Source organism: Bdellovibrio bacteriovorus (assembly GCF_041888015.1).
Lineage (GTDB): Bacteria > Bdellovibrionota > Bdellovibrionia > Bdellovibrionales > Bdellovibrionaceae > Bdellovibrio.
The window spans coordinates 1884589-1896758 of the sequence record NZ_CP168968.1 but is presented as its reverse complement, the minus strand read 5'-3'; the positions used below and the strand labels follow the sequence as shown (position 1 = coordinate 1896758).

Below are 12170 nucleotides of genomic sequence, written 5' to 3'. Positions count from 1 at the left end.
CTGGAAAAATGTGGAACGCTGATTGAAGATTAACAGATAGTAATCCTGGATTGCTTGTTTGGAGTCGGCGTTCTACTTGGGTATAATCCATTCCGTGGGAATCCATTTTTTTGCCTTTCTTTCAGTTATTCTTTTCCTTCAGTCTTCAGTTGCAGCAACTACGTGGAATGTTCCAGTTTTATATTGGAGCATGAAAATTGAGGGCCAAGTGGCCATGCGCAAGGGATTTGAAGAAGAAGTTCAGAAATTCAATTCTTTAGGTGCTGATAAAATAAATTTGCAAAGTTATGTGGCCGGAGAAGGTCGTCGCGGAGTTTTGAATCAGACTTTACAGATGGACGAGGCTTTAAAAGGCAACCCCCATGTGATTGTGATTCAACCTACTGACAACTCAGCCCTGGCCAGGGGTCTTCAGCAGGCCAACATCAAAGGTATTCCCGTTATTGCCTATGATCAGTACATCGTAAATGGGAACCTGGCTTCTTTTCTTTCCAGTGATAACTATCAAGGTGGCCGGGATAACGGCGACTATATAGACAAGACCTTTGAAAAAGGGAAGATGATCCGTGTCGTAGTGTTCGAATATCCGCGGGTTTCTTCGACAATGGATCGGGTTGATGGTTTTTTTGATGCGTTAAGATCTCATGATCGCAATTTTAAAGTCCTTAAAAGATATGAGGCTGTTGACCCGAGTTCTGGTGATGTTGCAGCCAGACAGTTCCTGAAGGATTTTCCGGATAAAGGAAGTGTTGATCTGATCCTGACCGTGAATGACGGCGGCGGCATTTCCATTGTGAAATATCTTTGGGAAAAAAAACGCACTGAGATCAAGCATGCAACCTTTGATGGTGATCCTGAGTCTGTTGAGAATATCAAAAACAAACGTTTGACGATTATTGACTCTGCTCAGTTCTGTGCGGAATTAGGACGAGAAACGGCTCGGGCATTGATCTCCTACCTGCAAAAAAGCCGGATTGCCCCTAAAGTTCTGGTTCCGACCTTTCCAGTGACCTTGCAAACATTTAAAGACTATCCAGGTTGGATGGGACGACCGACTTCAGTGCAGAAAGCTCTGCAGATTTCCCCGAAGTCCGTTGTGGTAAAAAAATCTGCGGGATCTCGCAGTTCTTTGAATCGTTTGATTGTGAAGATTGGGGCGGCCCCGCTTTGTCCCTATCTTTGTGAAAAAGGTCCCGGCGTGTGGGGTGGCTATATATACGACATTTTAAAAGAAGTGTCGTTAGAGCAAGGATTTATTCTGCAGATAGAAAGCATTTCGAACACTCGTGCGGTGGCCAGTTTGCAGGCGCGCAAATTCAACTATGTTATTGTGCCGTCTTATTTGGTTCGTTATCTGCCGGATATTCGTATTGTCGGTCCCTCGCTGGGGATGAGTTATTTAGGTGCGTTGGTTCCGGGCAACTTCAAAGAATCCCTGATTGATGCAGACGAGCTCGTGTCACGCAAAGTGGTTTTTGCGGATGTCGGCAGTGGCGAGGGACCGGATTTTTTATCTGCAAGTCGTTCCAGTAAAGTGATCAAGTTGACCGGTTCTGATGTCGTGGATCGCATGGTTAAGATGCTGACGGATCGACGGGTGGATCTGGCGTTAGGGGACTATAACCTTCTCAGTTATTCGATGGGGCGTAAAGCGGGGGTCAGTTTAAAGCTGATTCCCACCTCAGTGGCGGGGTTTAGTTCTTTGGTCATGGTCAGTATTCCCAAAGAACCTGAATTTGGCTCTGTCCCCCAGCATCTGAACAACTGGTTTCTGCGCGCCAGAAGCACCGGGGAACTTGAAAAAATTCTGGGGCGCTACAGTCTGAAGGACTGGCACCTCTTGGCGCACGATTAGCCTTTATGAATCTCCGAGATCAATTCAAAGGAATGCAGGCGATCGCGATGTTCATACATATCTGAAAGAATCATCAGTTCATCAGCCTGAGTCGTGTTGATAAAATCCAGCAACCCCTGTCGCACGCGATCCTTGTCGCCGATGATCGCATTGCTAAGTTTCCCCAGAACCAGCTCTTTTTCACCGGGTCTCCAGACCGCATCCATGTTATCGGTGGGTGGCAGCAGATTGACCCGCTGGTTGCGGATGATTCCGAGAAAGCGTTGATACAGTGTGGTTGCCAGCAGTTCGGCTTCAACCTGAGAATCAGCAGCGACCACTTGCAGACCAATCATGACATAAGGCTTTTTCAAATATCTTGAGGCCTGAAAGCCCGAGCGATACACATGTATCGCTTCCATCATTTGTTCCGGAGCAAAATGCCCGGCAAAAGAATAGGGAAGTCCCATGACCGCTGCTAGTTGAGCACTGTAAAGACTTGAACCCAAGAGCCACACGGGCACATCGACTCCCGCGCCAGGAATGGCTCGTACACGTTCATGTCCTGCTGATGGGGCCAGATAGTCCATGAGTTCTCGCACATCATCGGGGAAGTTGTTTCCTCCACCACTCATGTCGCGACGTAAAGCGTGCATGGTCAGGCGATCTGTCCCGGGGGCTCGCCCCAGGCCCAAATCAATACGATCAGGATAGAGAGTGCCCAGCGTTCCAAATTGTTCTGCAATAACCAGAGGGGCATGATTGGGCAGCATCACGCCACCAGAACCGACACGGATGCTTTTCGTTCCGCCGGCGACATAGCCGATTAAAACGGACGTGGCAGAGCTGGCAATGCCATCAAGATTGTGATGTTCCGCCATCCAGTAACGGTTGTAACCCCATTTTTCTGCATGTTGAGCCAGATCCAAGGTGTTGCGAAAAGAATCAGCGATGGTCTTTCCTTGTGCAATAGGTGCAAGATCTAAAACAGAGATTTTGATGTCGGAGAATTGTTTTGTATCTGTCATAGGCACATTATAGACCCATTTTTCAGGAACGCCAAACAGATAGTGGAATGCAAAGAGGCCTCGGGTTTGGATAAAAAAAAGGGGACCTATGATTAAGTCCCCTCTAAGTGATCTGAAGCAGAAAGTCCTAAAGACTCTCTGCTCTTCTCATAACAAGGTAAGCCACTTCTTGGTCAGAAAGGCTGTCAGAACCTTGAACTTCAGCGCGCGCCAGGAAGTCGCGTTCATAGTTCATAGCCTGCGCCAAAGCTGGAGTGGGTTCGCCACCTTCAGCCAGATAGGTTGCGGCATCCTGATCGGCGTGTAAGTACACAGCTTGGGAATGATTGGCTGTGATATCACTCATGAACAAAGACGCTGTGGACAGCAAAAGTCCGGCAAGGACGCCATCACCGAAGTCGCCATTTCTGTGGCCACCATGGCCCGGTCTGTGTTCAGGTCTGTGGTGTGGACGTGCCATTGCGGACTCCATGCCAATGCCTGCGATCAACAAAGCTACCAGTACTAGTTTTTTCATTAAAACCTCCTGCGGTTAGTTAGTAGTTCTAGGTTTGATTTGATAGTCGTTAGTTCCTGATCAATGTCAGGGAACTTTCTTAAAATAAGTTGTTTGTAGGACGAGCCCCACTTGATGGCTTCCTCCAGGCGGTTCTGGGCTTCTTCGTCAGAAACCACTTCCGAGGCCACGGGGATACCGTAACCACCTTGCGCCAGATACCAAGGCAGGCGCTTCTGTGCGCTTTGGTTGATGCCGGCAATCACTTGATTGAATTCTGCCTCCCGGTTTTCACCCTGCAGAAGGCGGCTGATCAGTTTTCCCTGAGCGATTTGCTGAGTCAGATTTGCGTACTTTTCCAGAATATAAGCGTTGCCAATATCTTCAAAGGATTCCAGTTTTTCATAGATGCGTGTACGGTCTGCAGCACGGGAGTATTGCGCCCACTCTGTCACATCACGATAGCCCCTATAATAATGCTTCAAGTGATTGAATGCTTTGTCCAGGGACTCTTTCTGACTTGGGAAAAAGTAGCTTTTCCGTCGGGCTTCTTTTTCATCTTTCAGCAGAGACACATCAATCAACTTATAAAGGGAAAGATTGCTATAAACCTTCTTCGGACTGGCTGCATAGGTGTCCTGATAGGGATGAGACTTAGGCAGCGCCGCTCGCATCAGTTGATCCGTTTCAGAAGCACAGTTGTTGCTTAAGAACTTATAGTCCCCGGCATAGGACCAATAGTGTTCCAATGCATTTTCAACCAGAATCTTCTTTTCATAATCGTTCAGCTTGAGCGGCAAGCTGATTAGATCGCGCCACTGTCCACGGGTGTATTCATCCACGACTTCATTCATTGAGAAAGTCATAATCTGAGACGGATATTTCCCGGTCAGTCCATCCCAGTAATTGACGATCACGTCATCCACATTGGCACGATAGCTCAGCACCACGTGGAAGGCCACGTCGGCCAAGCATTCAGGTCCGACCGTTTTGCGGGTCGGGGCGCAGACCACCAGGCGCAGCATCGAATGTCCCCAGCGGCTCATCAGTTCTTCACCCTTTGAGGCGAACAGGAAATGGACTTCGTAAACTTTTTTAGGGTCCACATCGATTTTCCATCCCCCGGTACTTGTGTACAAGTGACTGACCGGGGCGCAGGAAGTATCGCTGAAGGCGGTAAAGTTGGAAAGTCTTTGGAAGAAAGTGTGGAAAGAAGGCTTACGGCAGCGATAGCTCGGGTCCGTCAGGAACTGGGTAAAGTTATACGCAAAATGTTCGTCTGGAGAATCCAGTTCGTGTGTGTTGCCAAGGCGAAGTGAAAGTTCGTTTTTACTGCGAATGCGATTGCCCTTATAGTCCGACAGATTTTTATAAGAAGGGGATCCGGAAACCCGATAAGAGCTGTTCAGATAGTAATCACAAATCGTGGACATGCCGCTACGCTGTTCGCGGTACTGGAAATCGCAACTGGAAATTTCCTGCTTGTCGGCAGAGTTGTCCCAGTGTTCGTTAGACGTGTCATAAAGGCGGGCGATTTGGAAGATCAGAGCTTTGGCTGCCAGATCCTGCATGCTTTGATTGCTGCACAAGGAGTTTTTGTTCGAGCCATTCAAATAAGGCAGGAAGGATTTGTTTAAATAGATGCGCTTGCGAAGTCTTAAGAAGTCCGTTTTAACCAGCTCTTTATAGTCCACATCTTTGGAGCATAAAGAGTCAGGGAATCCTTTCATGTCCTTGAATGCGATGTTTTGTGACCCCACGAATTTAAGAACTTGCGGTGGCAAGCGCATTTCTGTTTTTGCAAGAAATTCGCGGATCAGTGTCGTATTGACCTCAGAGACCGGCTTTAGTGACGCAGCCCCGCCAGAGCTAAAAGAAAGAACTGAGCCGATAAAAACCAATATAGAGCTGTATTTCATAATCACACTCTTCCCGCTACGAAAAACGTCGTCACGACGGCATTCTTCGTGGTTGCACAATGACTCCAAAAAGATTGAACGGAGTCTTTAAAGCAAGCCTGATGCCAGTGGAGTCCTAGCAGGAAAAATTGAGAATAGGGAGTTAAGATCCAGAAAAATTCGAGAAACTATGAGCTGTGTGAAATGTTCTGCGACGTTACGGTGCAGAGATATTCTTTAGCAAATTCTTGCACAGATCTTTAAAGACCTTGGGGTCGTTGCGCAATCGAGCCATAAGAAGTCCGCCTTGAATGCTCGACAGAAACAGTTCGGCGGTGGCTTCGATATCCAGATCTTTACGCAAAGTTTTTTGTTCGATGCCCTCTTTGAAAGTTCGGATAAGCCAGGCACGCTGTCCCAGATGAAACTCCAAAATCTTTTTCTTGAGCGGCTTGGAAAGGCTGTTGAAGTCTGCGGTCAGAACTCCCACGGGGCAGATTTTGTGTTCATCTGTGGCAATCTTATTAAACATCACAAAAAGCAGTTCCAGTTTTTCCAGGGCGGGCAGTGAGGCATTTTTTCGGGCCCAGTTTTCATAGTGCGTGCGATAATCCTGAATCAGGGCCATGCCCAGATCTTCTTTTGATGCAAAATAGTAATGAAGACTCGCTTTACGAATACCCAGAGCGTCAGCTACCGTTTGAAAGCTAAACCCATTAAAACCAAGGGTTTGCAGGTAATGACGGGCGAGGTCCAGGGCGCGTGTTCTTGTGTCCATTCTCAGTCCTTGCTTTGCATTTGACTTCGTTTTATTATCTACCTATCGGTAGGTAGGTAGCAAGAAAAAAGGAAAGGTAGATATGACTCGCAATAAGACACTTCGACCCGTGGCAATTCTGGCAGGATCTCGTACGCCCTTTACAAAATCCTTTACGAACTATTCCCGCACGTCCAATCGGGAACTGATGACAGCTACCCTGAAAAATCTGGTGGATAAGACCAATCTTCGCGGAGCGCGTCTGGGGGATGTGGCCTTGGGGGCGGTGATGAAAAACGCCTCTGACTGGAACTTGTCCCGTGAATCCTTGTTAGGGGCAGGGCTGGACCCACACACTCCGGGATATGATGTGCAAAGAGCTTGTGGTACGGGTCTGGAAACAGCCGCTCAGATTGCTTTGAAGATCGCAGCCGGTCAGATTGAAAGCGGGATTGCAGGCGGGACGGACACCAACAGTGATATCGCGGGTGTTTTGCCGCATGAGTTTTCCTGGATCATGATGGAAGCACAGAAGGAAAAATCCCTGTCAGCGCGTTTGAAGAAATTCTCTGAATTAAAACTGAGCTACCTAAAACCCCGCTTCCCCAATGTGCAGGAGCCACGCACAGGACTCTCAATGGGACAGCATTGCGAGATGATGGTGAAAGACTGGATGATCAGTCGTGAAGCTCAGGATGAACTGGCATATCACAGTCATCAAAATGCAGCGAAGGCTTATGAGGCAGGATTCTATAAAGATCTGGTATTTGATTTTAAAGGTCTTGCTAAGGATACCTTTGTCCGTGCTGATACAACCATAGAGAAACTGGCGAAACTAAAACCGGCATTTGATTTCAGCGGCACAGGAACTTTAACAGCGGGAAATAGCACGCCTTTGACGGATGGGGCTTCGGCAGTTCTTTTGGGCAGCGAAGACTTTGCGAAAAAGCATGATCTGCCTGTGTTGGCCTATTTGGTGGACGCGGAATATGCGGCCGTGGACTATGTCAATGGCGAAGGGCTTTTGATGGCGCCAGCGCATGCCGTCGCTCGCATGTTGAAAAGAAATAATCTGAAACTTCAGGATTTTGATTTCTATGAAATTCACGAGGCCTTTGCCGGTCAGGTTCTTTGCACACTCAAAGCGTGGGAATCGGATGAATACTGTCGCAAACTGGGTGAAGAAAAGGCTTTGGGTTCGATTGATCGCACCAAGATGAATGTCAAAGGTGGAAGCTTGGCTTTAGGACATCCTTTTGCGGCGACGGGCGGAAGAATTCTGGCAAGTTTGGCGAAAATGCTTGTTGAAAAAGGCTCGGGCCGTGGTCTGATCTCCATCTGTACAGCAGGTGGGATGGGTGTCACAGCCATTGTTGAAAGACCGTAATTTATGAAAATGTCCCTGATGCAGAAAATGTGGATCGGTTCATGGCGGTATCTTTCCTTGGTACTGCCACACCAAACGGCTTTGTGGGCGGAGGATTTATTCTTAACTCCGTCCCGAGTGCCACGTCCGCCTTCTGAAGAGGGGTTCTATCAGTCGTCACAGAAAATGACTTTACCTGGGGGAATTGCCGCCTACACATGGGGGCAATCTGATCGCCCCATAGTCTTGCTTGTGCATGGCTGGAGTGGGCGGGGAACTCAGATGGGGGCTTTTGCGCAACCCTTGGTTGAAAAAGGCTTCCGCGTTGTTGCGGTGGATGGACCAGCTCATGGGGCTTCGGAAGGGATCCGAACCAATGTTGGGGACTATGCCCGCTTTATGATTGAGGCCCAGCAGGCTTTGGGGCCGTTTAAAGCTGTGGTGGCTCATTCCTTTGGCGCGGGATGCTCTGTGTTGGCTGTTCGCAGAGGAATGAAGGCAGAAAAGCTGGTGCTGGTGGCGGGGCCTTCGCGCTATGAGATCGTGGTGAACAATTATCTGAAATTCATCGGCTTAACCTCGCTATCGCAAAGACACTTTTTGCGCAGTTTGGAGATGAAGGTCGGAATGCCGGCTTCAGAAATGAACGTCGGGCGTATCGGCAGCGAGTTGAATATTCCTGTTCTTGTTGTTCACGATGAGGGCGACAAAGAGGTTCGTTATAAAGCCGCTTTAGAGATACAGGAAGCCTGGCCTCAGGCGGAACTTTTGGCGACTCAAGGATTGGGGCATCGGCGTATCCTGAAAGACGCGGTTGTCACTGGTAAAGTCGCCGAGTTTATTTCGAAATAGCCTGCATTCGGAGTGTTGAGTTCCTTTACACCTTAGGCAGTTCTTACACAGTCGTGACACCTTAAAATCAAATAATTCGGAGAACCCCCAGAGGCTGGTTTATTGTAGTCGCGTTTATCATTTGAAACGGAGACTTTATGATGAAAAAGGCCCTGATCCTGGTTGTGATGAGTTTGATGTCTGTAGCTGCCAATGCCAGCAGCAAGACCCTGATCTGTCGTATGGGTGATATTGCTGACATGGACATCAAGGTGGAGTCTTTAGATAACGGCCAGGAAAAATTATCCGTTATCGTCTATGCAATGGATGGAGAAACTTCGACGACTTACGTGAACTCTCATTTCTCGGAAGGTCTTTTGTCCAAGAAGTTGGCTGCGGGACAGGTTGATGCGATTGTCTCTGTCAGCGACCTGGAAGCTGTTTTTGGTGGAGCTTATCTGAATGCCGGTCGTCTAACGATGAATTATAACTCTCAAGAAGATCGTTATGATGTTCTGTTCGCTGCACAGAATGTGGTTTTCCAGGTCTCCTGCAAATAGTTTCATTTCTTTCAAATTCTCCAGTTCCGTTCTGGAACTGGAGTCTTCCTTATATCATGGATAATTATATTGGATATGACCTGGCTGCTTTTGCTGGTGTAAACTTAAAAGCAGTCAAGAGGTCATCAATGATACAGTCATCAGTCACATTTATATCTAAGAACAATCTGCAGTTTGAAATCAGAACGCCACGTGAAGACGAGGCTCAGGCAACTTTGGATATGATGCTCGTTCTTTCGGCTGAGAGCCCCTATATTCTTATGACTCCTGAAAGTGTCAGACAAAAGACTGTGGATGGGCAAATCAAATGGTTCCAGGAAAGTGCTGCCAGTGATGCGGCAGTAATTTTGGCTGTCTTTAGCGAGGGACGCATGATTGGTTTGTGTGATGGGCGCAGTTACAAGGATGTGAAGCGGCGGCATCGAGCAGGCTTGGGCATTTCTATTCTGAGCGAGTTCCGGGGCTGTGGTTTGGGGCAAAAGCTGATGGAAGTTTTGCTGGATAACATGAAGAGCTTTGCTGGAATTCAGATCATCGAACTGGATGTGATGTTGAATAACCACTCGGCGTTGAAGCTTTATGAGAAACTGGGCTTCAAAAAAGCGGGGGTATTTCCAAACGCTTTTATTCTGCCGTCGGGGGAAGTCTCTGATAATCTGACAATGTATTTGGAAGTTTAGTCGCTGAGTAAGAGAGCCAATAAAAAAGAAGAGAAAAAAATGGTGCGAATAACTGGACTTGAACCAGTGACCTCTTCCATGTCAAGGAAGCGCGCTACCAACTACGCTATATCCGCACGATTCAAAAAATCTATCTGAATTGTGCGGATGCGGCAATCAAGGATGCGCATGGTCAAGGGTCCCGTTTTCTGAAATATGGGCCTATGCTCTGGGGTTCAGTCCGCAAAGGAGACCCGAATGATCGAATTTTATACCGCCTCCACTCCGAATGGCCGAAAAGTCGCAATCATGCTTGAAGAATTGGGGCTTAAGTACAACGAACACAAAATCAATTTGAAAGATCTTGAACAAAAGCGCCCTGAGTTCCTGGCGATGAATCCGAATGGAAAAATCCCCACGATCGTGGACACGGAAGGTCCTGAAGGTAAGACCACTGTTTTTGAAAGTGGCGCGATCCTGTTTTATCTGGCCGAAAAGTACGGAAAATTTATAGGAAAAAATCTGACCGAAAAGACTCATGCCATGCAATGGGTGATGTTCCAGATGTCAGCCATCGGACCTATCTTTGGAAATTACTATTATGGTTTGCACACTCTAAAACCGCACAACCCGGGGTTTATTGAGCGTTTTGAAAAAGAGGCTCTAAGGCTCTTGAGTGTTATGGAAATTCAGCTCACTGACAGTGACTATCTGGCGGGATCTGAATACACCATTGCCGACATTGCCACCTACCCATGGATTGCGGGCTTTATTCACGGTCAGCCAAAATGGTTCGAGGATAAAAAGGGGATCAAGGCCTGGGCAGCACGCTTGGCAGACCGCCCAGCCATTCAAAAGGCCATGGTTTAAGTTTTCAGATTTTTGAAGTCCCAGAGTTCTTGATCCATCAACTGACTGGGCTTCACATTCGACATCGCTGTCTGAATAGATGCATAGATGTTCGGGATTTCTTTTTCAAGATCCCGAACCAGACGCTTCACGCGCTGACGTTTAAGTCCGTCCTGAGATCCACACAGGTTGCACGGAATTACCGGGAAGGCCCAGGCCGCAGCCAGCTCTTCGATGTCTCTTTCGGAAACATAGCACAGGGGACGCAGAAGAATATTGCGTTCGTCATCGGATTTCAGTTTGGGCGGCATACTGGCCGTCGTTCCCACGTAGAACAAGTTCAATAAAGCTGTATGAACGACATCATCGCGGTGATGCCCCAAAGCCAGTTTGGTAAAGTCATTGTTATGGGCAAAATCATAAAGAATCGCTCGGCGCAGACGCGAGCACAAAGAACAGAAGGTCCCACCCTGAACTTTTTCTTTCACAATTGAATAGGTGTCTTTTTCAATGACATGCAACTTCACGCCCAGGCTTTCCACCCACAGCTTGAACTGAGTGGCATCGAATCCTGGTTGTTTTTGATCCAGAATGCCAGCTTCAATTTGAAATTTACGCTCAGAGCGTCTTTGGATCTCGGTCAAAAGAGCCAAAAGAACGCTGGAATCCTTGCCACCAGAAACGCAGACCATGATTTTGTCGCCGTCTTCAATCATGTTGAAGTCGTTCAGCGCCTGCACGATCTGCTTGCGGATTTTAATCGCTAAGGGATGTTCAAAGTTGACTGGTTGTGTTGTCATGGCCCGCAGTTTTATCCGATAGCTCAATGACTTGTCGAGCTAATTTCAAGCCCTGACCCTTCAACGCCTCGATACCGCGCACATAGACCTTGTCGCCGATATTGAACTGAGAACCGTAATTATCAATAAAGTAGATAATTTTCAGCTCCACCCAATTTTCATTGGCATCACTGACATAGGCCCACGGAGCCGGGATGCCTCTAATTTCACCAATGCCAGCGACCGTGCGTTCCAGAGTCTGCTTGGCCAGTTCAATGTTTTCTCCGTAAGCCAGGCGGAAGATCTGGCGGCGGACAATGGGATTTTCTGGCGGCGAGAAATTGGAAATCTGCGCATTGGCCATAAAGCGGTTGGGGAATGTGATCAGTTCGTCAGAAAAACCCACCAGCGTGGTGGAGCGCCAAGTGATCTCTCGTACCTGACCCGTGGCTTTCTGAATACCGCTCGTAATTTCCAACCAGTCACCAATTTCAAAGTTGCGATCCAGCTGTAACGAGATTCCGGCAAACAGATTTCCCAGCGTGTCCTGCAAAGCCAAACCCAGAATGACGGAGGCGGCTGCGGATGTGGCCAGCAAAGGTCCCAACTCTAAACCAAAGACGTGGGTGATGCCCCAGAACAACAAAACGATAGAAAGAATCAGCGAGAAAATGTTCACCAGAAGCAGGGGAACACCGTGCTTCATGGAACCTAAAAACAGATACTGCAGGACGATCAGACGGGATGTCTTAACAAAGACGATATTGCCCCACAAGAAGGTGAGGAAGGCAATATAGGGCATAAACTTACCCAGGCGCCCCAGTTGTGGTTCTGAAGTCTGCAGGAAGATGAAGGTCAAAAATAGAAAGGCCAGAATAATGTAGTGGCGCAGTAAAGTGCGGAAGTGATTGCGGATACTGCGGTGGCGTTCGTCGGAAGCTTCCTTCAGGAAGAACTTATAAAACACCCAGGTGATGGCAATAAGACAGCCTAAAAGTATAAAAGGCTCAAGTTCCAGAAGTCCGTAGAGTGCCTGAATTTTGATAAACTTTTCTGCCATGTTTTTGTGTCCTCTTGAACTCTGATTATAGTGACTATTTTTTAGTCTAGTCG

General features: G+C 47.8%; 12 protein-coding genes and 1 tRNA gene. 6 read left to right on the top strand and 7 right to left on the bottom strand.

From position 1 onward, the window contains the following. The first annotated feature begins 190 nt into the window (after positions 1–190). On the top strand, positions 191–1855 hold the full coding sequence (locus ACES2G_RS09180; RefSeq protein WP_347356309.1) for a substrate-binding domain-containing protein: 1665 nt from the start codon (positions 191–193) through the stop codon (positions 1853–1855). Here the strand turns inward: ACES2G_RS09180 and ACES2G_RS09175 are convergent. From ACES2G_RS09175 to ACES2G_RS09160, 4 genes are all read right to left on the bottom strand, one after another. Continuing rightward, positions 1852–2862 (bottom strand): LLM class flavin-dependent oxidoreductase, encoded by a 1011-nt coding sequence (locus ACES2G_RS09175; protein WP_373999992.1) that lies wholly within the window; start codon positions 2860–2862, stop codon positions 1852–1854. The genes ACES2G_RS09180 and ACES2G_RS09175 overlap by 4 nt on opposite strands. Positions 2863–2989: 127 nt before the next feature. Beyond that, positions 2990–3379, bottom strand: coding sequence for a hypothetical protein (locus tag ACES2G_RS09170; RefSeq protein ID WP_373999991.1), 390 nt, complete (start codon positions 3377–3379; stop codon positions 2990–2992). Further along, a complete protein-coding gene (locus tag ACES2G_RS09165; RefSeq protein ID WP_373999990.1) occupies positions 3379–5277 on the bottom strand; it encodes a DUF4105 domain-containing protein in 1899 nt (632 codons plus the stop codon). The genes ACES2G_RS09170 and ACES2G_RS09165 overlap by 1 nt, the downstream gene beginning before the upstream one ends. A 196-nt stretch (positions 5278–5473) precedes the next feature. Further along, positions 5474–6034: a TetR/AcrR family transcriptional regulator gene (locus tag ACES2G_RS09160; protein WP_347356316.1), complete on the bottom strand. Its 561-nt coding sequence runs from the start codon at positions 6032–6034 to the stop codon at positions 5474–5476. Positions 6035–6116: 82 nt separating this feature from the next. Between ACES2G_RS09160 and ACES2G_RS09155 the strand changes: the two genes are divergently transcribed. The 4 genes from ACES2G_RS09155 (at position 6117) to ACES2G_RS09140 (ending at position 9450) form a co-directional block, all read left to right on the top strand. Further along, complete coding sequence (locus ACES2G_RS09155; RefSeq protein ID WP_373999989.1) at positions 6117–7400, top strand: acetyl-CoA C-acetyltransferase; 1284 nt, start codon at positions 6117–6119, stop codon at positions 7398–7400. Positions 7401–7403: 3 nt separating this feature from the next. Then, positions 7404–8231, top strand: coding sequence for an alpha/beta hydrolase (locus tag ACES2G_RS09150; protein WP_373999988.1), 828 nt, complete (start codon positions 7404–7406; stop codon positions 8229–8231). Positions 8232–8368: 137 nt separating this feature from the next. Beyond that, the gene (locus ACES2G_RS09145; RefSeq protein ID WP_347356322.1) at positions 8369–8770 is read left to right on the top strand and encodes a hypothetical protein; all 402 of its coding nucleotides are present in this window, start codon (positions 8369–8371) and stop codon (positions 8768–8770) included. A 128-nt stretch (positions 8771–8898) separates the two neighbouring features. After that, positions 8899–9450 carry an N-acetyltransferase family protein gene (locus ACES2G_RS09140; protein ID WP_373999987.1) on the top strand — a complete coding sequence of 184 codons (552 nt, stop codon included), beginning with the start codon at positions 8899–8901 and terminating at the stop codon, positions 9448–9450. Positions 9451–9490: 40 nt separating this feature from the next. Here ACES2G_RS09140 and ACES2G_RS09135 read toward each other — a convergent pair. Beyond that, positions 9491–9566: transfer RNA gene (locus ACES2G_RS09135), tRNA-Val, on the bottom strand. Positions 9567–9687: 121 nt separating this feature from the next. On the opposite strand from ACES2G_RS09135, the gene ACES2G_RS09130 reads away from it, so the two are divergent. Then, on the top strand, positions 9688–10299 hold the full coding sequence (locus tag ACES2G_RS09130) for a glutathione S-transferase family protein (RefSeq protein WP_373999986.1): 612 nt from the start codon (positions 9688–9690) through the stop codon (positions 10297–10299). On the opposite strand, the gene ttcA is transcribed toward ACES2G_RS09130, so the two are convergent. Beyond that, positions 10296–11078, bottom strand: a complete 783-nt coding sequence (gene ttcA, locus ACES2G_RS09125; RefSeq protein ID WP_347356328.1) for a tRNA 2-thiocytidine(32) synthetase TtcA — start codon at positions 11076–11078, stop codon at positions 10296–10298. The two genes, ACES2G_RS09130 and ttcA, sit on opposite strands and share 4 nt — an antisense overlap. After that, complete coding sequence (locus ACES2G_RS09120) at positions 11053–12117, bottom strand: mechanosensitive ion channel family protein (RefSeq protein WP_347356330.1); 1065 nt, start codon at positions 12115–12117, stop codon at positions 11053–11055. Before ACES2G_RS09120 ends, ttcA begins: the two co-directional genes overlap by 26 nt. Positions 12118–12170: the final 53 nt, after the last annotated feature.

Coding starts and splice junctions, on each gene's coding strand:
- ACES2G_RS09180 (WP_347356309.1), top strand. CDS start 191: ATGAAAATTGAGGGCCAAGTGGCCATGCGCAAGGGATTTGAAGAAGAA.
- ACES2G_RS09175 (WP_373999992.1), bottom strand. CDS start 2,862: ATGACAGATACAAAACAATTCTCCGACATCAAAATCTCTGTTTTAGAT.
- ACES2G_RS09170 (WP_373999991.1), bottom strand. CDS start 3,379: ATGAAAAAACTAGTACTGGTAGCTTTGTTGATCGCAGGCATTGGCATG.
- ACES2G_RS09165 (WP_373999990.1), bottom strand. CDS start 5,277: ATGAAATACAGCTCTATATTGGTTTTTATCGGCTCAGTTCTTTCTTTT.
- ACES2G_RS09160 (WP_347356316.1), bottom strand. CDS start 6,034: ATGGACACAAGAACACGCGCCCTGGACCTCGCCCGTCATTACCTGCAA.
- ACES2G_RS09155 (WP_373999989.1), top strand. CDS start 6,117: ATGACTCGCAATAAGACACTTCGACCCGTGGCAATTCTGGCAGGATCT.
- ACES2G_RS09150 (WP_373999988.1), top strand. CDS start 7,404: ATGAAAATGTCCCTGATGCAGAAAATGTGGATCGGTTCATGGCGGTAT.
- ACES2G_RS09145 (WP_347356322.1), top strand. CDS start 8,369: ATGATGAAAAAGGCCCTGATCCTGGTTGTGATGAGTTTGATGTCTGTA.
- ACES2G_RS09140 (WP_373999987.1), top strand. CDS start 8,899: ATGATACAGTCATCAGTCACATTTATATCTAAGAACAATCTGCAGTTT.
- ACES2G_RS09130 (WP_373999986.1), top strand. CDS start 9,688: ATGATCGAATTTTATACCGCCTCCACTCCGAATGGCCGAAAAGTCGCA.
- ttcA (WP_347356328.1), bottom strand. CDS start 11,078: ATGACAACACAACCAGTCAACTTTGAACATCCCTTAGCGATTAAAATC.
- ACES2G_RS09120 (WP_347356330.1), bottom strand. CDS start 12,117: ATGGCAGAAAAGTTTATCAAAATTCAGGCACTCTACGGACTTCTGGAA.